26 protein-coding genes are annotated in these 21,384 nt (G+C 47.5%); 24 read left to right on the plus strand and 2 right to left on the minus strand.

Annotated elements, in window-relative coordinates:
• The 4 genes from LUCIF_RS15325 to LUCIF_RS15340 form a co-directional block, all read left to right on the plus strand.
• Positions 1-405, plus strand: a 405-nt coding sequence (locus LUCIF_RS15325; protein ID WP_165866020.1) for a sodium ion-translocating decarboxylase subunit beta, incomplete at its 5' end; no start/stop codon positions are given.
• Between the two features lie 247 nt (positions 406-652).
• Positions 653-946 (plus strand): OadG family protein, encoded by a 294-nt coding sequence (locus tag LUCIF_RS15330; RefSeq protein WP_122628765.1) that lies wholly within the window; start codon positions 653-655, stop codon positions 944-946.
• A 37-nt stretch (positions 947-983) separates the two neighbouring features.
• Positions 984-1,382 (plus strand): biotin/lipoyl-containing protein, encoded by a 399-nt coding sequence (locus LUCIF_RS15335; RefSeq protein ID WP_122628766.1) that lies wholly within the window; start codon positions 984-986, stop codon positions 1,380-1,382.
• 672 nt (positions 1,383-2,054) lie between these two features.
• Entirely contained in the window at positions 2,055-3,470 is a 1,416-nt protein-coding gene (locus LUCIF_RS15340; RefSeq protein WP_122628767.1) for a GntP family permease, read from the plus strand.
• A 97-nt stretch (positions 3,471-3,567) separates the two neighbouring features.
• Here LUCIF_RS15340 and LUCIF_RS15345 read toward each other — a convergent pair whose 3' ends face one another.
• The gene (locus LUCIF_RS15345; protein ID WP_122628768.1) at positions 3,568-3,846 is read right to left on the minus strand and encodes a hypothetical protein; all 279 of its coding nucleotides are present in this window, start codon (positions 3,844-3,846) and stop codon (positions 3,568-3,570) included.
• A 172-nt stretch (positions 3,847-4,018) separates the two neighbouring features.
• Positions 4,019-4,489, minus strand: coding sequence for a thioesterase family protein (locus LUCIF_RS15350; RefSeq protein WP_122628769.1), 471 nt, complete (start codon positions 4,487-4,489; stop codon positions 4,019-4,021).
• A 292-nt stretch (positions 4,490-4,781) separates the two neighbouring features.
• Here LUCIF_RS15350 and mmdA point away from each other — a divergent pair, with 292 nt between their 5' ends.
• The 20 genes from mmdA to mrdA all read left to right on the plus strand — a co-directional run bounded on the left by mmdA (position 4,782) and on the right by mrdA (position 21,263).
• Positions 4,782-6,311 (plus strand): methylmalonyl-CoA decarboxylase subunit alpha, encoded by a 1,530-nt coding sequence (mmdA, locus tag LUCIF_RS15355; RefSeq protein ID WP_122628770.1) that lies wholly within the window; start codon positions 4,782-4,784, stop codon positions 6,309-6,311.
• Positions 6,312-6,347: 36 nt separating this feature from the next.
• A complete protein-coding gene (locus tag LUCIF_RS15360; protein WP_122628771.1) occupies positions 6,348-6,545 on the plus strand; it encodes a hypothetical protein in 198 nt (65 codons plus the stop codon).
• Positions 6,546-6,568: 23 nt separating this feature from the next.
• The gene (locus tag LUCIF_RS15365) at positions 6,569-6,952 is read left to right on the plus strand and encodes a biotin/lipoyl-containing protein (RefSeq protein WP_122628772.1); all 384 of its coding nucleotides are present in this window, start codon (positions 6,569-6,571) and stop codon (positions 6,950-6,952) included.
• A gap of 116 nt (positions 6,953-7,068) precedes the next feature.
• Positions 7,069-8,343 (plus strand): ArsB/NhaD family transporter, encoded by a 1,275-nt coding sequence (locus tag LUCIF_RS15370; protein WP_122628773.1) that lies wholly within the window; start codon positions 7,069-7,071, stop codon positions 8,341-8,343.
• 261 nt (positions 8,344-8,604) lie between these two features.
• On the plus strand, positions 8,605-9,021 hold the full coding sequence (locus tag LUCIF_RS15375; RefSeq protein ID WP_122628774.1) for a SoxR reducing system RseC family protein: 417 nt from the start codon (positions 8,605-8,607) through the stop codon (positions 9,019-9,021).
• Between the two features lie 55 nt (positions 9,022-9,076).
• A complete protein-coding gene (gene rsxC, locus LUCIF_RS15380; protein WP_122628775.1) occupies positions 9,077-10,396 on the plus strand; it encodes an electron transport complex subunit RsxC in 1,320 nt (439 codons plus the stop codon).
• Between the two features lie 11 nt (positions 10,397-10,407).
• Positions 10,408-11,403: an RnfABCDGE type electron transport complex subunit D gene (locus LUCIF_RS15385; RefSeq protein ID WP_122628776.1), complete on the plus strand. Its 996-nt coding sequence runs from the start codon at positions 10,408-10,410 to the stop codon at positions 11,401-11,403.
• 5 nt (positions 11,404-11,408) lie between these two features.
• Positions 11,409-11,978 carry an RnfABCDGE type electron transport complex subunit G gene (locus LUCIF_RS15390; RefSeq protein ID WP_122628777.1) on the plus strand — a complete coding sequence of 190 codons (570 nt, stop codon included), beginning with the start codon at positions 11,409-11,411 and terminating at the stop codon, positions 11,976-11,978.
• Positions 11,979-11,988: 10 nt separating this feature from the next.
• Complete coding sequence (gene rsxE / locus LUCIF_RS15395) at positions 11,989-12,654, plus strand: electron transport complex subunit RsxE (protein WP_122628778.1); 666 nt, start codon at positions 11,989-11,991, stop codon at positions 12,652-12,654.
• A complete protein-coding gene (locus LUCIF_RS15400; protein WP_122628779.1) occupies positions 12,654-13,235 on the plus strand; it encodes an electron transport complex protein RnfA in 582 nt (193 codons plus the stop codon). Before rsxE ends, LUCIF_RS15400 begins: the two co-directional genes overlap by 1 nt.
• 13 nt (positions 13,236-13,248) lie before the next feature.
• On the plus strand, positions 13,249-14,139 hold the full coding sequence (rnfB, locus tag LUCIF_RS15405) for an RnfABCDGE type electron transport complex subunit B (protein WP_122628780.1): 891 nt from the start codon (positions 13,249-13,251) through the stop codon (positions 14,137-14,139).
• Between the two features lie 147 nt (positions 14,140-14,286).
• Complete coding sequence (locus tag LUCIF_RS15410) at positions 14,287-14,667, plus strand: NusG domain II-containing protein (protein WP_122628781.1); 381 nt, start codon at positions 14,287-14,289, stop codon at positions 14,665-14,667.
• A 7-nt stretch (positions 14,668-14,674) separates the two neighbouring features.
• Entirely contained in the window at positions 14,675-15,181 is a 507-nt protein-coding gene (locus LUCIF_RS15415; RefSeq protein WP_122628782.1) for a Gx transporter family protein, read from the plus strand.
• A gap of 120 nt (positions 15,182-15,301) precedes the next feature.
• On the plus strand, positions 15,302-15,574 hold the full coding sequence (locus tag LUCIF_RS15420) for a DUF4321 domain-containing protein (RefSeq protein WP_122628783.1): 273 nt from the start codon (positions 15,302-15,304) through the stop codon (positions 15,572-15,574).
• A 14-nt stretch (positions 15,575-15,588) separates the two neighbouring features.
• Positions 15,589-16,158 (plus strand): Maf family protein, encoded by a 570-nt coding sequence (locus LUCIF_RS15425; protein WP_122628784.1) that lies wholly within the window; start codon positions 15,589-15,591, stop codon positions 16,156-16,158.
• Positions 16,155-16,853, plus strand: coding sequence for a RadC family protein (gene radC, locus LUCIF_RS15430; protein WP_122628785.1), 699 nt, complete (start codon positions 16,155-16,157; stop codon positions 16,851-16,853). Before LUCIF_RS15425 ends, radC begins: the two co-directional genes overlap by 4 nt.
• Before the next feature lie 54 nt (positions 16,854-16,907).
• Positions 16,908-17,939: a rod shape-determining protein gene (locus tag LUCIF_RS15435; protein ID WP_122628786.1), complete on the plus strand. Its 1,032-nt coding sequence runs from the start codon at positions 16,908-16,910 to the stop codon at positions 17,937-17,939.
• Positions 17,940-17,954: 15 nt separating this feature from the next.
• A complete protein-coding gene (gene mreC, locus LUCIF_RS15440; RefSeq protein WP_122628787.1) occupies positions 17,955-18,845 on the plus strand; it encodes a rod shape-determining protein MreC in 891 nt (296 codons plus the stop codon).
• On the plus strand, positions 18,842-19,336 hold the full coding sequence (gene mreD, locus LUCIF_RS15445; protein ID WP_207857814.1) for a rod shape-determining protein MreD: 495 nt from the start codon (positions 18,842-18,844) through the stop codon (positions 19,334-19,336). The genes mreC and mreD overlap by 4 nt, the downstream gene beginning before the upstream one ends.
• A 94-nt stretch (positions 19,337-19,430) precedes the next feature.
• Positions 19,431-21,263, plus strand: coding sequence for a penicillin-binding protein 2 (mrdA, locus tag LUCIF_RS15450; protein ID WP_122628788.1), 1,833 nt, complete (start codon positions 19,431-19,433; stop codon positions 21,261-21,263).
• Positions 21,264-21,384: the final 121 nt, after the last annotated feature.

Genomic DNA, 21,384 nt, shown 5'->3' on the forward strand with positions numbered 1-21,384 from the left:
CTGCTGGTAGAACGGCTGGCCAACACGGCAGCCAATGATTTAATGAACGTGATTACGATTACCTTAACGGTGGCCATTGGTTCCACCATGGTTGCGGATCAATTCCTGACAGTGAAAACACTGGAAATTATTGTCCTCGGTTTGATTGCGTTCATGTGCGGAACGGCTTCCGGCGTTATCGGGGCCAGAATAATCAATTGGTATACCGGTGGAAAGGTGAATCCGCTGGTGGGTTCCGCCGGGATTGCTTCCGTACCGATTGCCGCCCGTGTTTCCCACGTCGTTGGACTGCAGGAAAATCCATATAACTTCTTAATTATGCATGCCATGGGCCCCAATCTGGCCGGTGTATTCGGCACCGCTATTTCCGGCGGCATTATGCTGGCATTGCTGGGTGTAAAATAAACGGTATTGTCGAATGACAGAGGAATGCGAAAAATGGGATCATAAGGAAGTTACATGATGAATATTACGGCGTTTTTATTGGCTTTGATTATTTCACTCGGTTATTACTTTTATACAGTGCGGAAAAGGCGAACCGGGTTAAAGCAGCAAAACAATATAAAATCCCAGGATGAGTAATCAAAAGGTCCGGAAGCGTAATATGCCGAAGTAGTAAGCTGTATTCAGTCCGAAAGGGGGAGTGCCAAGAATGATGTGGCTAATCCTGATTATTATTATCGTGGCTCTGTTTATGCTGTTGCGCAAGAAGCCTGTGGAAGAGGCAAATCAGGCCGCTGATTTATCCCCGAGTACCGCGCATATGGCGGGAACAGCGACTCACGTAAGTCAGGCGGATCATGAAAATGATGAGCTTGTGGCGGTTATTATGGCTGCGATTGCGGAGTTCGAGGGGACAACGGAGTTTCAAGTGCTCCGGATTACGCACAGCAGTCCGAGTTGGACCTTAACTTCGCGCCAAGAGCTTGTACATGGACGGCTGTAACTTGTTAGGGTCAATTTAACTATGAGGAGGATGAACAATGACAACGTATACAATTACTGTAAATGGCAAGTCTTATGATGTTACGGTCGAGAAGAAGGGAGAAGCCGTAACCCCGCGGGTAGCGGCTCCCAGTGCCTCCGCTCCCGCTCCGGCCCCGGCCGCAGCTCCGGTTGCAGCTCCTGCGCCGGCTCCTAAAGCGAGTGCTCCGGCTGCCGGCGGAGCAGGCAGCCAGGTGGCAGCCCCGATGCCGGGAAAAGTTATTGCACTAAAAGTTAAAACTGGGGATAGTGTAAAAAAAGGACAAGAGGTACTTGTTATGGAAGCTATGAAAATGCATAATCCTGTGTTGGCTTCCGGCGATGGAGTTGTTAAAGAAATCTATGTAAAAGAGGGTGACCCGGTGCAGGCCGGACAAGCCCTGGCCTTGATCGGCTAAATGACCGCGGTACGCATACTGCAGCATTTGTTGTACTCTGGTATCCTGCGAATACGGGAACCTTTAAACCTAAATGTCACATAAGTATCCTGATGCAAGTAAACAGTCCGGTTTTTACCGGACTGTTTATGCTGATAACAAGGTGTATTGTACTGGTAAATTACCAGAATTTTTTAGGCGTTTTAAGTTACTGAATTGTGAAAAATGTCTGAATAGCAGAAGGAATTCGTCGAACCGTAGCGAATACTTATATACAGTAAGTTTATTATTGAACATTCACCCGGACAATTCGCAAAAGATTATAGTCAGGCTTTGCGAAGGACAGACTGGATGGTCTGTCCGGAAACAAGCTGAACAACCTGGACGGGATGAACAGACTGTCATATACCATGACAGAACGACGTTGTCTTGCACCAAGGTACGTCAGGTGGAAAATATTTATACTTTTTCCGCCTGTTGTTCCTTGGTCATTTTTATTTTTACGCTTCAGGGCTTTTGTTTTTAAGGACAGGCCCAAACAAGCGTCAATAAAAGGAGGGGATTTGTACTTAATAATGATTGCCGAATACCGGAATCCGAAGGGGAGATGAAAAAAACAGAGTCGGTTTAGTATAATGCTGGGAAATTTAAATTGCAAAAACTGAGTTTGAATCTAATTCAAGGAGGTCAACTATGGAATTATTGGCCATATTAGTTAGTTTTGCATTACTGATGATACTAGTTTATCGCGGCTATTCCCTGATTTTGTTTGCTCCGTTGTGCGCTATGCTGGCGGCGGCAGCCAGTCCGTTTCCGATCCTGCCGACCTTTAGTGAAATCTATATGAGCAAGGCGGCGGAATTTGTAAAAATCTTCTTCCCCATTATGATGCTGGGCGCGGTTTTCGCCAAGATTATGGAAGAAGGCGGAATGGCTTCCGGCATAGCCGCCGCTATTAGCCGCACCCTGGGTAAAGAACGGGCGGTTCTTGCCGTTATGCTGGGCTGTGGCGTGCTGGTATACGGCGGGATCAGCGTATTCGTCGCTGTTTTCGTTATGTATCCCTTTGGGGCCGTATTGTTCCGGGAAGCTAATATTCCCAAGCGTTTGCTGGCGGCAACCCTATGGATGGGAATTTTCACTTACGCCATGATTGCTCTGCCGGGTACTCCGCAGATCCAAAACATTATTCCCACTTCTTTCTTCGGCACAACGACCTGGGCTGCTCCGGTTACCGGCGTATTAAGCGCCATCGTCTATTTCGGACTGGGCCTTGGCTGGATAACCTACCGTTTCCGCAAATCCGGCAATGAAGGGTACGGCAATCATACCCTGAATGAGCCGAAACCGATGGATTCCGCTAAGTTGCCGCACTGGCTGCCTTCGATTCTGCCGCTGGTAGCTGTTGTTCTCGTTAATTTATACATGAGCAATCCTTTTAAATGGAGTTGGGCCTATTCCTGGAATTCGAATCTGCTTGAGCCGCTGAAACCGTTAAAGCTGGCGCTGATGAGTCCGGCCGTAGCGAACGTTCAGGCGGTCTGGTCTCTCGATGTTGCCCTTATCGTAGGTATTGTTCTGGGTCTTATTATCGGCCGCAAGCACATCTTCGAACGGGGCGTCCGTATTGCCAGTGTTCTGAGCTCCGGCGTTACCTCTTCCCTAACGGCAGTGCTGAATACGGCATCCGGGTTTGCGTTCGGCAGCCTTGTTGCTATATTGCCGGGGTTTGCAATTATTAAAAATGCATTGCTGCATCTCCATTTCGGTTCCGGTCCGCTGGTTTCCGAAGTTATTACTACGAACCTTATGATTGCCTTTACCGGTTCAGCCTCCAGCGGTATTACAATTTCGCTGGGCATGTTAGGCGCAGACTGGCTGAAATGGGCGCATTCCGTCGGCATGTCGCCGCAAATTCTTCACCGGATGATTGACCTGGCTTCTGCCGGACTGGACACTGTGCCTCACAATGGGGCTCTTGTGACGCTGCTGGCAGTATGCGGTCTGACCCACAAAGAAGCGTATTATGATGTCTTTGTGCTGATGATGATGAAAGTACTGGTTCCGTTCCTGTTCATCTTCCTCTACATGATAACAGGAGTATCATAAATTTAAGTGATGATAGAAACAAAGAAGCACTCCCGCCAGGGGAGTGCTTCTTTACTTTCCTTCCACTTAAAGACCCTTTGAGTCCGTCTTGTCAGATTTATTTTTGTTGACGGCGGTAGCTATAATAGGCATAAAGAACCAATATAACGCTTACCAATCCGAGCCTGGTCGTAAAAGACAATTGAAAGCCGGCGAAATGTACGAGCAGCATTACCCCCGAACTTAACAGGCAAAAGACAGCTACCGTCAGCACTTCTTTCCAGGCGGTATTTTTTTTGTTTTTATTGCGTAACAGCATAGCCCAGACAAAAAGAATAACAGCACCGGCCAAAAGCAAGTATGCCGTTGGCCAGATTAAGGCGTTTAACCAATCCATATATTCACTCCGAACTTTAAGAATTGTTGGATAACCTATACAATAATAGCATTTAGTGCGAACCGGCGTCAATATTTTCGAAATAGGGAGGAAACGTTGTTTTTAGAAAAAAACACCTCGCATAAGCGGGTGTCTTATATTTTGGGAATACCAAATTTAGGTTTGATGCCGTTTAGATCCGATTCAGACGTTCTTCGGCCCGGCGAAAGAGTCTGTCTTTTTGGACTACCGCCCGTTCATGGGTGCCGCAGCCGACTTCGCTATAGTCATCGGAAGCTACAATTTCAAAAAATAGCCGGTCGCCCTTGATTTGTTTTAAAGTCGATTTAACTCGCAAAACCATTCCCAGGCAAGTCGGCGCTTCGTGGGTTATTTCCAGAGATCTCCCAACAGTGACGAACCCGGGCGGCAAACGGTCCTCTACGGCGTTAACGGAAGCGTTAATCATCAAAGCGACAAAAGCCGGAGTGGCAATCAGATGCCCTAACGAACCGCTGCCGTAGTGCGCCGCTGTGTCGGATTCATCAATTAATTTTTGCACCGTAGCATCCAGACCGGGCCATAATATACTTCGCAAATCAAATGAGGAGAGAAAATCAACAAAAGCCGTATTGTCTCTTGGAACATTATGAATATCCCGCATATCAATGCCTCCCCAAAATATTATCAGGTACTATAATCAAATTATATCATATGGTAATAATATCAAGCAACATATTTTGTATGTATACAAGACTGGTTTAGAATGCCCGGGTTTATAAAAATTATGCCTGCCCGGGCAGAATATAACTTCGGTTTATATTTCAATACGGGATAATTTGAATTACCTCAGAAAGGAAGGTACATAAAAACGTTCTGGTAAATTGGCAGGAAATAGTAAAAATACATAGTATTACTAATAATGTTGTAGAAAATTAACATTCGGAGGTAGGTATATGGCTACAATTGCCGAAAAAATTCAGGAACTAAGGAATAAGCAGGAAAAGGTAATGCTGGGCGGCGGCCCTAAACGGATTGAGAAACAGCATGCCGGGGGAAAACTAACAGCCCGCGAACGGATGGACATACTGTTTGATACCGGTTCTTTTGTGGAACTTGACCAATTTGTGACACATCGCTGTGTAAATTTCGGGATGGATAAAAAGGAAACTCCCGGCGAAGGGATTGTTACCGGCTATGGTACGATTAACGGGCGTTTGGTTTATGCCTTTGCTCAGGATTTTACGGTTGAAGGCGGATCACTGGGAGAAATGCATGCCGCCAAAATTGTAAAAGTACAGGATCTGGCACTGAAAATGGGAGCACCGCTTATTGGCCTCAATGATTCCGGCGGAGCGCGGATTCAAGAGGGGGTTGATGCCTTATCCGGTTTCGGAAAGATTTTCCTGCGTAATACCATGGCGTCCGGCGTGATTCCCCAAATATCCGTAATTATGGGGCCTTGTGCCGGAGGTGCGGTGTATTCCCCCGCATTAACTGATTTTATTTTTATGGTTAAAAATACCAGTCAAATGTTTATTACGGGTCCGCAGGTAATCAAGTCGGTAACGGCGGAAGAAGTGACGGCGGAAGCTTTAGGCGGTGCGGTTACTCATAATAGCACATCGGGCGTGGCTCATTTTGCAGTGGAAAATGATGAGGACTGTATCAGTCAAATCAAATATTTGCTTGGGTTTTTGCCCGCAAATAATCTGGAAGATCCTCCTGTTGTGAATACGGGGGACCGGCCGGAGCGGATGGACGAGGCCCTGAATACTTTATTGCCGGATAACTCCAATCAACCCTATAATATGAAAGAGGTAATCCGGTCCATCGTGGACCGTGGCGAATTTAATGAAGTGCACCAGTATTTTGCGCAAAATATGATTACCTGTTTTGCCCGGCTGGATGGCAGCACTGTGGGAATTATAGCCAATCAGCCTACCGTAATGGCCGGCTGCCTCGATATTAATGCGTCCGATAAGTCCGCCCGGTTTATTCGGTTTTGTGATGCTTTTAATATTCCCTTGTTAAACCTGGTAGACGTACCGGGATTCTTGCCGGGAACAGGGCAGGAATACGGGGGAATTATCCGGCATGGAGCAAAAATGCTGTACGCCTACTCGGAAGCGACTGTTCCTAAAGTTACGGTGATTACCCGCAAAGCGTATGGCGGGTCTTATTTAGCAATGTGTTCGAAGGATTTGGGAGCCGATCAGGTTATAGCCTGGCCTTCGGCCGAGATTGCGGTTATGGGACCGGCCGGAGCTGCAAATATTATTTTCCGCGGCGCTCCGGATGTACAGGAAAAAACGGCTCAGTATGTTGAAGAGTTTGCAACTCCCTATAAGGCCGCGGAACGGGGTTTCGTAGACATGGTTATTGAGCCGAGCCAAACCCGGCCTTGTATTATTTCGGCGTTACGCATGCTGAAAACAAAAAGAGAAGCCCGTCCGGCCAAGAAGCATGGCAATATTCCCTTGTAACTGGAAGCATAAACGGGTTGATATGAGGTGATGGAAATGGAAAAGCAGCCGGTTTCGCCTGAAATGCAACAACACGGCGAGGAAGCTGTCGTTGCAGCAATTATTGCAGCCCTTGCGGCGCAGGGATATAACCAAAGTCAAATTTCCTTGATACGCCGTTTGGATCAATCTCCTATTTGGAGTCAGACCGCAAGGATGGAAGGAATTCATGCACGAAGTTCAAGGTATTCATAATGTGACTGGGGAGGACATTCATAGTGAAAAAGTTTAAAGTAGTGGTAAATGGTAATCCTTATTTTGTGGAAGTGGAAGAAATTCAGGCGATGAATCCGGTTCCCGCTGCCAAGACGGTTAGTAAAGCTGCGAGTCCTCAGACCCCGCAGAATGTAAGCGCTCCGGCTGGTATTGATGTTGCTGCGCCGGCGGGTTCACAGGTTGTGAACGCTCCCATGCCGGGGAAAATCTTAGCGGTTAATGTTAAAAAGGGCGATTCCGTTAAACAGGGGGATGTGTTATGCATTTTGGAAGCCATGAAAATGCAAAATGACATTATAGCTCCTAAAGACGGGATAATTAATGAAATTCTTATCACGGCAGGGCAAAGTGTTACCACCGGAAAGTCTTTGTTTTATCTGCAGTAACATACTCTGTGTAATTTATTAACTATGCAGGCACAGGTCCTGCATAGCCGGTATTATACTTTTTCGGGCGCCTCATTTAACAAAAAATATGCCGGAAAATCGATGGGGGAATTTAAATGGCAGCTCCGGCTTTCATGGCATTACTTATTTTTATTCTGGTTTATTTGCTAATTATATCGGAAAAAGTACATCGTACGAAAGTTGCACTTATCGGCGCCGTTCTTGTAATATTGGTCAAGATCCTACCGCAGGAAGAAGCTGTGCGGGCAGTTGACTTTAATACGCTGGGACTGCTGATCGGCATGATGATTCTAGTGACGATTTCGCGCCGGACCGGCGTATTCCAGTATATAGCGGTCAAAGCGGCGAAACTGGTTCAGGGAAATCCCGCAAGAATACTGGTTGCTTTTTTTGCCATTACCGCCATTGCCTCAGCTTTTTTAGATAATGTGACTACGGTACTGCTGCTTACCAGTATTACTTTTGCCATTACGGAAGTGCTCGATATGAATCCGATTCCTTTTTTGGTTTCGGAAATTATTGCCTCCAATATTGGCGGTACGGCGACCCTGATCGGGGATCCGCCTAATATTATGATCGGCGGTGCAACCGGACTGGGTTTTGTTGATTTTATTGCCAATTTGACGTTACCCATTATTTTAGTAGGTATTGTAAATTGTTTTTTGCTCTATTTAATCTTTAAAAAAGATTTAACGGTTTCCCGGGAAATGCAGTTAAAAATTTTGGAATTGGACGAGCGAGCGTTTTTAACCGACCGCCGGCTGTTGATCAAATCACTGGCAGTATTGGCCGCGGTGATGGCCGGCTTCCTTTTGCATCAGACACTGCATCTTGAATCGGCTACGATTGCGATGGCCGGGGCAGCAGTATTATTATTGGTGAGCGGTTTTGAACCGGAAGAGGTTTTTCAGGAAGTAGAATGGAATACGATTTTCTTTTTCATCGGTTTGTTTATTTTAGTCGGTGCTCTGGAAGTGACAGGCATCATTAAGATGATTGCCCAGTGGGGATTGGATATTACCAAAGGCAACATCGTGTTCATGAATTTTCTCATTTTGTGGTTATCGGCGCTTGCCTCGGCGTTTATTGACAATATTCCTTTTGTGGCGACCATGATTCCTCTGATTAAATCCATGGCGCAGCTTGGCGGTATTGATGTCAGTTCCTTGTGGTGGACCTTGTCACTGGGGGCTTGCCTGGGCGGCAACGGCACCATTATCGGCGCATCGGCCAATGTAGTTGTGTCCAGTATCGCCGCAGCACATGGCCGTCCCATTTCTTTTGCCTATTACTTCCGGATTGCTTTTCCTCTCATGATTATCAGTATCGCTATAGTCAATTTATATGTTTACTTAGTATATTTGCAGTAGTTTGACAGCTGGAAATTGAATGGATAAGAATTGCAATATTTTTTGTATTTACGCATTGAACGGAAAAATGTTATAATAACACAGAAAAACCAGGTCTTTTCTTAATCCGGCCTGGGAATCTGATTTGTTGTCAAACAGGAAATTTTATAAAGTTACAAAAGCAGGTAATCTTTAATTTAAGAGCGAATACTTCTTTGTTTATATTTGAGTCCGGTTAAAAGCTGGTATGACCATTAGACCAAAAGAGAGGAGGGTAACAGGATGGAGAAACAACAAGAAGGGGTGGTTATCGATATTATAGGGAACTTGGCCAAAGTAAAAACAAGCCGGCATAACGATTGTGAGAACTGCGGCGCCTGTCCCGGCAATTCGGCCATCGTTTTGGAAGCCCGAAATCCTCTGGGTGCGACTCCCGGTCAGCGGGTACTGGTTGAAGTACCGGCGGGCAACATGTTAAAAGCGGCATTTATTGTTTACGTATTACCCTTATTGGCTATCCTGGCAGGGGCCCTGGCCGGCGGATTTACTGCCGGCAAACTGGGCAGCGGGCCTTTCTGGTTTCAGATTGCGGGTGGCGGCATATTCTTTTGTTGTTCTGTTCTGTATATTAAATACTTTGACCACAGTGCCAGGTCAAATGCAGCTATGCAACCGGTAGTCACAAAAATATTGGATTAACTAATTGTTTTGTGAAAATTATGAGGCAACGCAAACGAGTTAGAGGGGTGAATTTATGGGGAAAACATTTCGCGGGGGTGTCCATCCTGACGACAAGAAGCGGTATACGGCAACGAAACCGATTGAGGTTGCTCCGCTGCCGCAGAAAGTAGTAATTCCTACCAGACAGCATATCGGTGCGCCCTGTTCTCCCACCGTAAAAGTGGGTGACTTGGTTAAGAAGGGACAGGTTATTGCCGAGGCACAGGCCTTTGTCTCGAGTCCGGTTCATGCTTCTACATCAGGAAAAGTGACTGAAATCTCCGACTATCCGCATCCTGTATTTGGATTGTGCAGTGCCATCGTGATTGAGAGCGACGGGTTAGACGAGTGGGCCGACGGTTTGCCGTTAACCCGGGACTGGAAGACCCTGGAGAGCAAGGAATTAAAGGAAATAATCCGCCAGGCCGGCATTGTCGGTATGGGGGGGGCTACTTTTCCGACGCATGTTAAAATGGCGCCCCCGCCGGAGAAGGTTATTGACACGTTTATTCTGAATGCCGCCGAATGTGAGCCGTACCTGACGGCTGACCACCGTGTCATGCTGGAGCAGGCCGGCCGGATTGTAAACGGCATGCAGATTGCGATGAAAGTCTTAGGGGTAACGCAAGGATATGTAGGGATTGAGGAAAATAAACCCGATGCCATTGAGAGTCTGCAAAAAGTGTGCGCCGGTTCGGAGATTAAGGTGGTGCCGCTTAAGACGAAGTATCCGCAAGGAGCGGAAAAAACGCTGATTAAGGTTATAGCCGACCGGGAAGTTCCTTCGGGAGGGCTGCCCATGGATGTGGGAGTCGTCGTTCAGAATGTGGGCACCGTGGTAGCCATCGGCGACGCGGTCGAACGGGGAATCCCCCTGATTGAAAGGGTTACCACCGTAACCGGCGGCGCGATTATTGAACCGAAAAATCTTCTTTTGCGTATTGGCACAACGTTTGCTCAGGCAGTGGAATGGTGCGGCGGTTTCAAGGAACAGCCGGTAAAGGTGATTATGGGCGGACCGATGATGGGAATGGCCCAGCGGACTTTGGATGTACCCATAATTAAAGGTACATCAGGAATTCTGGCATTAACAGCGGAAGACGTAAATGTTGGTCCGGAACGTCCCTGTATCCGTTGCGGCCGGTGTGTCGAAGCCTGTCCTATGGGACTGGTGCCCAGCATGTTGAGTATTCTCGGGCAGCGTAACTTATATCAGGTGGCAAAAGAGGAGTACAACCTGCTGGACTGTGTGGAATGCGGGTCCTGTGTCTATGTATGTCCCGCCAAGCGGAACATTGTTCACTATATTAAGCTGTCGAAAGCCCAAAATGCGGCGAAGGCAGCTAAGAAATAGGAGGTGGCGGTATGAGCGCTGAAGCTAAATTTGAACTGGATAAACTTTCTGTTTCGGCATCGCCGCATGTCCGGTGCGACGAGTCGATAGCCAAAATCATGTGGACGGTAAACCTGGCGCTGGCACCTGCCGCTTTATTCTCGGTCTACCGTTTCGGTTTGCCTGCACTGACGACAATGATTGTGTCGATTGTCGCGGCTGTGGTTACTGAATATTTAATTCTTAAGTGGCAGGGAAAACCCGTTGTTATTAATGACGGCAGCGCATTTCTGACCGGGCTTTTACTGGCCATGAATATTCCTTCCACCGTACCCTGGTATATGCCGGTGTTTGGCGCGGTGGTGTCAATTGCCATTGCCAAGCATACCATGGGTGGTCTGGGTTATAACATTTTTAACCCGGCCCTGGTTGGCAGGGCGTTTCTGCTTGCGTCCTGGCCGATCGCCATGACTAGCTGGCCGGAGATGGCCAGCAAGGTGGATGGGGTTACCTCGGCTACGCCGCTGGGAATATTGAAACTGCAAGGATATCAAAAGTTAGTTGAGATTTTCGGTGACAAGGCAACCATGTATAAAGACTTGTTTTTGGGCCTGCGCAGCGGCAGTATGGGAGAGACTTCGGCCTTATTGCTGATTATCGGCGGTATTTATCTGATTTACCGCGGCTATATCAACTGGCAGGTGCCTGTGGTCATGATCGGTACCGCCGGAATACTCACCTGGGCCTTTGGCGGTAATGCCGGCTTATTTAGCGGCGATCCGCTACTCAACATGATAAGCGGCGGTCTGATCCTCGGGGCTTTTTTCATGGCTACCGATATGGTAACCATTCCGATTACGGTAAAAGGGCAAATCGTGTTTGCCGCCGGTGCCGGGGCGTTGACTGCTCTGATTCGTATAGCCGGGGGGTATCCGGAAGGCGTTTGTTATTCTATTTTGCTGATGAACGCCGTAACGCCGCTTATTGACCGGTTTACCAAACCTAAAAAATTCGGGGCTGGGAGGTAGGACACATGGCGCATGAAGCACACGAATCCAACGCCAGCAGTATTTTTAAGATTGGAATTAACCTGACGATTGCCTGTTTGATTTCGGGGACGATTATTGCCGGCACTTACGCCGTTACGGCTCCGGTTGCCGCTAAAGAGCAGATTGTTCAGCAAAATAAGGCAATGAAAGACCTGGTACCCGACGCTCAGAATTTTAAGCCGGTGGACGGTAAAACCGGCTGGTATGCCGCTTTGCAGAACGGCAAAGTGATTGCTTATGTTGTTCCTGCCGAAAGTAAAGGGTATGGCGGTGCAATCAAAATGCTGACGGCTGTGTCAACCGACGGTAAAGACCTCGGTTATAAAATACTGTCCCATAATGAAACTCCCGGTTTGGGGGCGAATGCCACTCAACCTAAGTTCAGTCATCAGTTTATTGGGAAGACGGCTGAACAACTTGAAGTTGTAAAGGTTCCGACCGATAAAAATATTCAGGCTATGACGGGGGCGACAATTACTTCCCGTGCCGTTACCAAAGGCATTAAGGAAGCCGTCGAGAAAGTTGCCGCCTACGCCGCCGGTCAGCAGAAGTGAGGTGGGAAAAATGAACGAAAATCAAAGTTTGTGGCAAATTTTTTATAAGGGTTTATTTGAGCAAAACCCGATATTCCGTCTGGCATTAAGTCTTTGTCCGGCATTGGCCGTAACCTCAACGGTTATGAATGCGCTGGCGATGGGCTTGTCCGTTTTGTTTGTTATCACTGCCAACAACACTGTGGTATCCCTGACGCGGCGCTGGGTTAACCCGAAAGTCCGCGTGCCGGTATATATTACGTCCATTGCCACGATTGTTACGGTGGTCCAGCTCGTCTTGCAGGCTTATTTTCCGGTCTTGTTCAAAGAGTTAAGTATTTATCTCGCCTTGATTGTGGTGTTTGCCATTATTTTGGCGCGGGCGGAAGTTTTCGCCGCCAAGAATCCCGTTATCCCGTCCTTTTTTGACGGACTGGGTATGGGCGCCGGTTTTGCTTTGGCTATGCTGGTAGTTGGTGTAATCCGCGAACTTCTGGGCAATGGTACAATTTTGGGTGTAAGTGTTTTTGGCGCCTCCTATAACCCGATTTTAGTCGCCATTTTGCCACCGGGCGGTTTCGTTTTAATCGGCTTAATTATTGGCGGCATTAATTTGTTCGACGAATACCAGCGCAAGGCTCGCGCAGCAAAAGCCAAAGCGGCCCAAAATATTGCGATGGAAGGGAGTAGGGCGTAATGCACGATTATTTTCTGTTGTTTATGAGTGCGGTTATTGTCAATAACTTCGTATTGACCCGTTTTTTGGGCTTATGTATTTTCTTTGGCGTATCAAAAAACCTCAATGCTTCCATCGGTATGGGTATGGCTGTGACCTCAGTCATGACTATGAGCTCGATGCTGGCGTGGGTTGTTTATAATTATATTTTGCTTCCTTATCACCTCACATTCCTGAATACGGTTATTTTCGTCGTATTGATTGCCAGCTTTGTCCAGCTGCTGGAGATGATCATCAAAAAACATGCGCCGGCATTGTATAATATGTGGGGTATTTACCTCGTGCTGATTGCTACAAACTGTATTGTGCTTGGGGTGCCGCTTTTAAATGCCGACAATAGCTATAACTTTGGCATGAGTGTCGTGAATGCCATCGGTTCCGGTGCAGGCTTTGCCATGGCCATCATCTTAATGGCCAGTCTGCGGGAAAAACTGCAATATGCGGACGTGCCGAAACCGCTGCAAGGTCTGGGGATCGCTTTTATCCTGGCAGGAATGCTGGCCCTTTCCTTCTTCGGTTTTTCCGGTATGATTCCGTTATAAGGAGATAATGATTATGAGCACATCAATCGCGATTTTGGTCGTTTTGACTGGTCTTGGTTTAGTGTTCGGCTTCATTCTTGCGTTTGCCAACAAGAAGTTTGCTATTGAAGTCAACCCGCTGATTCATATCGTTGAAGACGTATTGCCGAAGGGCCAGTGCGGGGCCTGTGGATATGCCGGCTGTCAGGCTTATGCCGAGGCCGTGGTGTTGAATCCGGATGTACCGCCAAACCTTTGTATACCGGGTAAAGAACTGGTTGCGAAGGTGGTGTCTGAATTGACCGGCAAAGTGGCCGAAGCGGTAGAACCGCGCATCGCTCAGGTAAGATGTGCCGGCAGTGACGGCAAAGCGGTAAAAACTTACGAATATACGGGTGTGGACGACTGTGTTGCGGCGAATTTATTGTTTGGCGGGCCCAAGGCCTGCAAATACGGCTGTCTGGGACTGGGCACCTGTGTGCGGAGTTGTCCGTTTGATGCCATGACGATGAGTCCGGAAGGACTGCCGGTCATTGATCCTGACAAATGTACCGGCTGTGGTACCTGTGAAAGCGTATGCCCGAAACAAGTGATTGCCATGATGCCTTTGGGGGCGCATGTCCGGGTTAACTGCAATTCCAAAGATAAGGGGCAGGCCGCGCGCAAAGCCTGCAGCTCGGCTTGTATTGGCTGTTCCTTGTGCATGCGGGAATGTCCCCACGGGGCAATAAAAATGGAAAATAATTTGGCTGTTGTGGATGCTCATATTTGCGTTGAACAGTGTTCCGATGCAAAATGCCTGGCAAAGTGTCCGACCAAGGCGATACGGCCGGCGATACTGGGAATTATGCCGGGAACGGAAGATCAAACCAGCGTGGCAGCAAATTGTCCAACCTATGTAAAACAAAATATTTCGGCAAGTTAAAAAGGAGGGGGATTCCCCTCCTTTTTTCACTTTTGATTTCAGCATTTTTACGAAAGACCGCAATTACGGTCTTTTGTTGCGAAAACTTGCATGTATTGTTGAATTCTTGTACAATAAGATAGAGTAATCTATGGGGTGGACAACGATATGATGCTGACTAAGGCGGATAAATGGCTGACCGGCATATTGCTGGTGGTAGCAGCGGTTGGCATTCTTGCAGGCTGGCCGGTGCTTGCTGCGACCGGTCAAAAGGTTGCTGAAGTCAGTGTCAACGGAAAAGTGGTTAAGGTGATTCCGCTCCGGCAGGGATATTATGATGAATTCCGGGTCGAAAACCAGGGACATTATAATGTGATTGAAGTCCGGGGCGACCGTATACGAATACGGGAAGCCGATTGTCCTGACCAAATCTGTGTGCGTACAGGCTGGGCGAGTCTGGTCTCGCAACAGATTGTTTGTCTTCCCAACCGGGTTGCTGTACGAATTATATCCGCGGAACCTTCGGATATTGATGATATAGCGCGGTGAGGCGAAGATGAAATCAACCAAACGGATGATTGTACTGGCCTTTCTTCTAACAATGGCTATCATGTTGCATGTCGTTGAGTCCTGGCTGCCGCTGCCATTGCCGGTACCGGGCATTAAACTGGGACTGGCCAATTTTATATCTTTATTTGTGATCGTTGCTTATGGCTGGCGGGAGACGCTTAGTGTCGCCCTATTAAGGGTTTTGCTGGGGTCTTTGTTAAACGGGACCTTTTTAGGACTGACATTTGCCATGAGTTTGAGCGCTGCTCTAATTAGCACGACGGCAATGGTGCTTACTTATCGTTTCCTGTATCCCACTTTTTCACTGGTTGGCGTGAGTGTGATCGGGGCAGTTTTTCATAATTTGACACAAATTTTGGTGGCGTGTGTAGTTATATCTAGTGCAGGCTTGTTGTGGTATTTGCCGTATCTGATTTTATTTGCTGTCCCGACGGGGGTAATAACCGGTCTGACAGCCAGGCACTTTATGACCCGGATTCCAAAATGGTCGTAATGTGCGGAAAAAGATTGCAAAATGCCCGCATTGTCCTTGTTATCGCAAGGATTCTTTTGTTTATTGTAGAAGAATAAAAGAATACGGAAATCATTGCGCTAGACGTGGGAGGTTGTACGATTGAAAGGCGGGACGAATAAAGGTTTCGGCATGTTACTTTTATTTATGATAACCGGCGCAGTTCTTGGCGGTATACTGGGAGAAATGATAGCCGGGTCGGCATTGTTGTCGGGCGTAGCTCCTTATTTGGTGAAAACTTTTTCGATTTTTGATCTTCCCCCTGTAGTAATTAACTTATATGTTGTAAAATTGGTAGTCGGATTTGCTCTCAATCCAAACTTGATTAGCATTTTTGGGATATTGGTGGCAGTTTTTCTATTCCGCCGTTTTTAATTGAGGAGGTTTCTATGGCCATCATTCTAGCGTCTGCTTCGCCTCGGCGGCAGGAATTGCTGACGCAAATCCGTTGTAACTTTACTGTGGTAACCAGTAATGTAATCGAGGATAATACACAGGCTGTGCCGCCGGAGAAACTGGCTGTAATTCAGGCCGTAGCTAAGGCAAGGGATGTTGCGGCAAGAGCAGGCCGTAATGATGTGGTTATCGGCGCGGATACCATTGTAGTATATAACGGGCAGATATACGGCAAACCGGCTGACCGGACGGACGCACGCAGAATGCTGACGGAATTGTCCGGCCATGAACATTGTGTCATTACCGGAGTGGCTGTTGTTGGGAACAGTCAGACCTGGAGTGATTTTGCTTGTACTAAGGTTACGCTTCGTGACCTTACTGATGAGGAGATTGAACATTATTTGGCTACAGGTGAGCCTATGGATAAAGCCGGAGCGTACGGCATTCAAGGAATCGGTGCCTTGCTGGTGGCGAATATCAGCGGGTCTTATTCCAATGTGGTTGGTTTGCCGCTGGTTACTTTGGCTGAACTGCTCAAAAAGGCAGGAATCAAATTATTATGATTACAAAGAATCCGGTTCGTTCCTTAATGATTAAGGAGTTGCCGGAAAGCGAACGTCCGCGAGAGAAAATGATGCAAAAAGGCTCGCAAGCTTTGAGTGAAGCGGATCTTTTAGCTATTTTATTGCGTACGGGAACCAAAAAGGTATCTGTAAAAATGCTGGCAGAAGAACTATTAGCTCAATATGGTATAAACGGGCTGGGCGGTCTTACGACGCAGGAACTGAGCAAGGTGCCGGGAATTGGCGTTGCTAAGGCAGTTACGGTGCTGGCCGGAATTGAACTTGGCAAGCGGCTAAGCAGTCTGGGGCCGGGTGAAAAGGTTGTGGTTCGTTCCCCGCAGGATGCCGCCCATTTTATGATGGGAAGACTGCGCTATGAGGCGAAGGAGCATTTTATCGTGCTCTTGTTGTCAACCAAAAATCATATCATTGCTGCGCCTACCATATCCATTGGCAGCTTAAATGCTTCGGTCGTTCATCCACGGGAATTATTCCGGGAGGCAGTCAATTATGCGGCCGCCTCGGTAATTTTGATTCATAATCATCCTAGTGGTGATCCGACCCCCAGCCAGGAAGATATTGCTTTGACGCATAAACTGGCGGACGCCGGGGAATTGTTAGGTATTTCCGTACTGGATCACGTAATAATTGGCGATGGCAAGTATGTTAGTTTTAAAGAAAAGGGAATACTATAATGGAATTGTAATAGTTTTCGGGTTTTAGACATGTGAAAGGGGTAGAGTAGGGGTATGAATTTATTCGGATCATTGTCGCGTGATATGGGTATAGACTTGGGAACAGCAAATACACTGGTGCATGTTAAAGGAAAAGGTATTGTACTTAGGGAGCCTTCGGTTGTGGCGATTCAACGGGATACGGGGGAAGTGCTGGCTGTAGGCGAGGAAGCCAAGCAGATGATTGGGCGGACACCGGGTAATATTGTTGCGATCCGTCCGCTGAAAGATGGTGTAATTGCGGATTTCGATGTAACCCAGGCCATGCTGAAATATTTTATCCGTAAAGCGATGGATAGTAAATCGTTTATTCGTCCGAGGGTTGTTGTAGGGGTACCGTCCGGTGTGACGGAAGTAGAAAAACGAGCGGTAATTGATGCAACAATCCAGGCTGGAGCCCGGGAAGCCTATTTAATTGAAGAACCCATGGCGGCAGCGATTGGTGCCGGCTTGCCTGTTCATGAGCCGACCGGAAATATGGTGGTGGATATTGGTGGCGGTACGACCGAAGTGGCAGTGATCTCTTTAGGGGGAATTGTAACCAGCCGTTCGATTCGTATCGGTGGTGACGAAATGGACGAGGCAATTGTCCAATATATTAAAAGAACATATAATTTAATGATTGGTGAACGTACGGCGGAAGAAGTAAAAATTAACATTGGCGCCGCTCTGAGTCTAAAAGTGGAAGAGTCAATGGATATTCGCGGCCGTGATTTAGTAACCGGGTTGCCGAAGACTTTAACAATCAAAGCCCACGAGGTTCAAAGAGCTTTGAGTGAACCTGTATATGGTATTATGGATGCGGTCAAAGTTACGCTGGAAAAGACTCCGCCCGAATTGGCCTCCGACATTATGGACCGTGGCATTGTCATGACCGGTGGCGGTTCCTTGCTGCGCGGGCTGGATTCCTTGCTTAACAAGGAGACGGGAATGCCGGTGCATATTGCGGAAGATGCGCTTTCCTGTGTTGCGATTGGCACCGGACGGGCTCTGGAAAGTATTGACTTGTTAAAGCGTGTATTAATGTCACCGAAGAAACTGGGATAGAAAGGGGCCGGAAGAGTGCGTTTTTTCTACAAAAAGGCGGTCATCTTGTTGGTCGCTGTATTCACCGTCTTTTTGATGGCCATTTTTACATCGCATGGACAGTACCGGTTTACAATAACGGAGCAAATTGTTACCACTACTTTGGCGCCGGTAGAATCCATAGCTGCTAAAATCGGTTATACGTTGCGGCAATTTTCGACTTCGGCGGGTCAGTTATTTACCGTTTATCAGGATAATCAAAATCTTCGTGCAGAAATTGAGCAGCTGCGTCAGAATGATATTAATTTGACCGAAATTATGGCGGAAAATGCACGACTGCGGGCCATACTTGATTATAAAAAGGCGGCGCCGCAGTTTGATTTTGTTGTCGCTGCCGTAATCGCCCGGGACCCGGGAACCTGGACAAATATAATCGTAATTAACCGGGGAAGTGCCGATGGCCTTGCTAAGGATATGCCGGTTGTGACGCCGCAGGGATTGGCGGGAAATGTGACGGAAGTCTATGCGCATACCGCTAAGGTACAACTGCTTTTGGACCCCCGCAGTGCAGTGGGAGCTCTGGTGCAGCGCCCGGAGTCGCGTGTGGCCGGTATTGTGGAAGGAAACGGGACCGTCCCCATGTCCCCCAGAATGATTAATCTCGCTCGTGATGCCGATATCTTAAAAGGAGATAAAATTATCACGTCCGGTTTCGGTGGTATTTATCCGAAAGGATTGTTAATCGGTGAAGTTGTGGATGTGGTTAATGAAGCAGGCGGCTTATTAAAATATGCTGTTTTGAAGCCTAGTGTGGATTTTGACAGACTGGAAGAGGTTATGGTTATTATCCGCTCCCGGGAACCGGTTCCGACAATACCGCCGGCCGTTTCTTCCGCCCCTGGGAAACCGAAAGGAGCGGTGCCATGATAGTGATCGTGGTGTGGTTGTTGCTGATTTTAGCGATTCTTATATTGCAGGCAACTATTATTCCACTTCTCGATATTCAGGGGGTCCGGCCGGATATTCTACTTATTTTGGTGGTTTCGTGCGGACTGCTGTCCGGAAAAGAGTACGGTGTAGGAATTGGTTTTTTTTCCGGGTTGCTGCAGGACTTGGCATCAGGAAATATTTTCGGGTTAAATATTCTGTCTAAGATGGCGACGGGTTATCTTTTCGGCATGGCGGAACGGAAAGTCTTTAAGGAAAACATTTTGTTGCCGGTACTGGGAGTGTTTGCAGCCACGATTGTTAACAATTTACTTATGATTTTGCTTTTGTTTATTTTGCGATTGAAAGTTGACATAACAAATGTTTTGTTCAGAAACATGTTATTGGCTGCCGGCTACAACCTGGTATTGGCGATTCCTGTACACCGGCTTGTTTTCCGGGTGAGTCGGTTTTTGGCAAGACGGGACTAGGCTTAACTATTTCATCAGCTTCAATTAGGCAGACTGCTACAGTCTGCCTTTCCCGCATAGTGCAGACGGTCAGCTTTGAGAAGGAGGGGTGTGAATGCCGGTTAAACAATACGGACATCGGATTGACGTATTAGCGATTGTTGTTCTTTTGGTTTTTTTTGCCCTGGTTAGCCGGTTGGGATATCTGCAGGTAATGCAGGGAGAATACTATGAACGGCTGGCGGATGGCAATCGCATCCGGTTAATCCCCAGTATGGCGCCCAGAGGTATTTTTTATGACCGCAATGGAGTTGCGTTGGTCAATAACCGTCCGGGATTTACCGTTTCGCTGGTCACTTTGGCGGCTCCTGTTTCCCAGGACGTCATTGATAAGCTGGCGGCAATTCTGGGAATTTCTGAGGCAGATATTCGGGCAAAGATTGTCCAGCATAACGGCTCTTTTGAACCGTTACGGATAAAACATAACGTTGGACCGGATATTGTGACGAAAATTGAGGAACGGCGGAGTGAATTGCCCGGGGTGGTTATTGAAGTCCAGCCAATTCGCAATTATATTTATAATGACCTGGCCGCTCATGTTTTCGGCTATGTAAGTGAAATCAATGATGATGAGTTGAAAAAACGCAAGGCGGAAGGATACAAACCGGGTGATATTGTCGGCAAATTTGGTTTGGAAGAAGTCTATGATTTGCAATTGAGAGGTCTGGACGGCGGCGGCCAGGTTGAAGTGGATGTCAGCGGCCGCCCGGTGCAGGTATTGGGTAAAAAAGAACCGGTTCCCGGTGACAATCTTAGCCTTACGATTGATTACCGGATTCAAAAGGCGGCAGAAGAAGCGATTGACCAGCAGCTGAAATACTTGCAAACAAAAACGAGATACGTGCAGGCCAAAGCCGCAGCAGCCGTGGTAATGAATCCGCAAACGGGTGAAATCCTGGCTATGGTTAGCCGGCCGGCTTTTAATCCGAATTTATTTGCCGGCGGTATTTCCATTAAAGACTGGAAAACCATTAATGACAATCCCTTTCATCCTATGGAAAACCGGGCAATTTCCGGCGAATATCCACCGGGGTCGACTTTTAAGATTGTCACCGGTACGGCTGCGCTGGAACTGGGAAAAGTAACTCCGGAGGAAAAGATCCTGGACACCGGGAAGCATTGGCTGATTCCCAAGGGAAATGCCGATGGGGAAGCATTGGGCTGGATTGATTTTAAGCAAGCTTTAGCCAAATCGGATAATGTTTATTTTTATGAAATGGGCAACCGGGTGGGAATTGATAATCTGGAAAAGTATGCCCGTATGTTTGGTTTGGGAACTGCTACGGGGATAAACCTGCCGGGTGAGTCCGACGGTCTTGTCGCCAATCGGGCCTATAAGAAAAAAGTATACAAAGAGGACTGGTATTTGTCGGAGACCTTCGACGCAGCAATTGGACAGGGATTTCAATTGACAACTCCTATTCAGTTAGCCATGCTTATCAGTGAAGTAGCCAACGGTGGACACCGGTACCGGCCTTATATTGTAAGTAAAATTACGGCGCCGAATGGAGAAATCGTAAAAGAATTTGCTCCGGAGGAACTTGGCATGGTCAATACTTCCGAAGGCACGTTGAATTTGATCCGCGATGCTTTGAAGGAAGTCGCCCAGGAAGGCGGCACGGCCGGTTCCGTATTTAGTGATTTTCCGGTTCCTATTGCCGGTAAGACAGGAACGGTGGAAAATTCGCAGGGTGATGACCATAGTTGGTTTGTTGCCTACGGACCGTTTAATGCCCCCCGGATTGCTGTTGTTGTTCTGGTGGAACATGGCGGGTATGGAGCGGCATCGGCGGTGCCTATTGCCAAAAAAATATTGGAAGCCGCATTTAATATAAATCAAACCCAGGTCGAAGGGCCAAAAGTACATAAAGAAAGAGCTGCTATATAACAGGAAAACCGCGCAGCGGTTTTTCGGCTCCCACAAAAATAGGTCGGAAGTCCCTCCGGCCCTCTTTTTTTTTCAAATGGCAGGAATATTGCTAAAAAGAGCGAATTTTAGTTGCGGAATC

The organism is Allolucifera butyrica (assembly GCF_900476375.1).
Classification (GTDB): Bacteria; Bacillota; Negativicutes; order Sporomusales; family UPPP01; genus Lucifera; species Lucifera butyrica.

What these genes read in the sequence shown, in the direction of transcription:
- mmdA (WP_122628770.1), top strand. Translation starts at nt 4,782, where the DNA reads ATGGCTACAATTGCCGAAAAAATTCAGGAACTAAGGAATAAGCAGGAA.
- radC (WP_122628785.1), top strand. Translation starts at nt 16,155, where the DNA reads ATGATTACAAAGAATCCGGTTCGTTCCTTAATGATTAAGGAGTTGCCG.
- LUCIF_RS15345 (WP_122628768.1), bottom strand. Translation starts at nt 3,846, where the DNA reads ATGGATTGGTTAAACGCCTTAATCTGGCCAACGGCATACTTGCTTTTG.
- LUCIF_RS15400 (WP_122628779.1), top strand. Translation starts at nt 12,654, where the DNA reads ATGCACGATTATTTTCTGTTGTTTATGAGTGCGGTTATTGTCAATAAC.
- LUCIF_RS15335 (WP_122628766.1), top strand. Translation starts at nt 984, where the DNA reads ATGACAACGTATACAATTACTGTAAATGGCAAGTCTTATGATGTTACG.
- LUCIF_RS15340 (WP_122628767.1), top strand. Translation starts at nt 2,055, where the DNA reads ATGGAATTATTGGCCATATTAGTTAGTTTTGCATTACTGATGATACTA.
- rsxC (WP_122628775.1), top strand. Translation starts at nt 9,077, where the DNA reads ATGGGGAAAACATTTCGCGGGGGTGTCCATCCTGACGACAAGAAGCGG.
- LUCIF_RS15425 (WP_122628784.1), top strand. Translation starts at nt 15,589, where the DNA reads ATGGCCATCATTCTAGCGTCTGCTTCGCCTCGGCGGCAGGAATTGCTG.
- LUCIF_RS15435 (WP_122628786.1), top strand. Translation starts at nt 16,908, where the DNA reads ATGAATTTATTCGGATCATTGTCGCGTGATATGGGTATAGACTTGGGA.
- LUCIF_RS15415 (WP_122628782.1), top strand. Translation starts at nt 14,675, where the DNA reads ATGAAATCAACCAAACGGATGATTGTACTGGCCTTTCTTCTAACAATG.
- LUCIF_RS15360 (WP_122628771.1), top strand. Translation starts at nt 6,348, where the DNA reads ATGGAAAAGCAGCCGGTTTCGCCTGAAATGCAACAACACGGCGAGGAA.
- LUCIF_RS15350 (WP_122628769.1), bottom strand. Translation starts at nt 4,489, where the DNA reads ATGCGGGATATTCATAATGTTCCAAGAGACAATACGGCTTTTGTTGAT.
- LUCIF_RS15375 (WP_122628774.1), top strand. Translation starts at nt 8,605, where the DNA reads ATGGAGAAACAACAAGAAGGGGTGGTTATCGATATTATAGGGAACTTG.
- LUCIF_RS15370 (WP_122628773.1), top strand. Translation starts at nt 7,069, where the DNA reads ATGGCAGCTCCGGCTTTCATGGCATTACTTATTTTTATTCTGGTTTAT.
- LUCIF_RS15410 (WP_122628781.1), top strand. Translation starts at nt 14,287, where the DNA reads ATGATGCTGACTAAGGCGGATAAATGGCTGACCGGCATATTGCTGGTG.
- LUCIF_RS15390 (WP_122628777.1), top strand. Translation starts at nt 11,409, where the DNA reads ATGGCGCATGAAGCACACGAATCCAACGCCAGCAGTATTTTTAAGATT.
- mreD (WP_207857814.1), top strand. Translation starts at nt 18,842, where the DNA reads ATGATAGTGATCGTGGTGTGGTTGTTGCTGATTTTAGCGATTCTTATA.
- LUCIF_RS15385 (WP_122628776.1), top strand. Translation starts at nt 10,408, where the DNA reads ATGAGCGCTGAAGCTAAATTTGAACTGGATAAACTTTCTGTTTCGGCA.
- LUCIF_RS15330 (WP_122628765.1), top strand. Translation starts at nt 653, where the DNA reads ATGATGTGGCTAATCCTGATTATTATTATCGTGGCTCTGTTTATGCTG.
- mrdA (WP_122628788.1), top strand. Translation starts at nt 19,431, where the DNA reads ATGCCGGTTAAACAATACGGACATCGGATTGACGTATTAGCGATTGTT.
- rnfB (WP_122628780.1), top strand. Translation starts at nt 13,249, where the DNA reads ATGAGCACATCAATCGCGATTTTGGTCGTTTTGACTGGTCTTGGTTTA.
- rsxE (WP_122628778.1), top strand. Translation starts at nt 11,989, where the DNA reads ATGAACGAAAATCAAAGTTTGTGGCAAATTTTTTATAAGGGTTTATTT.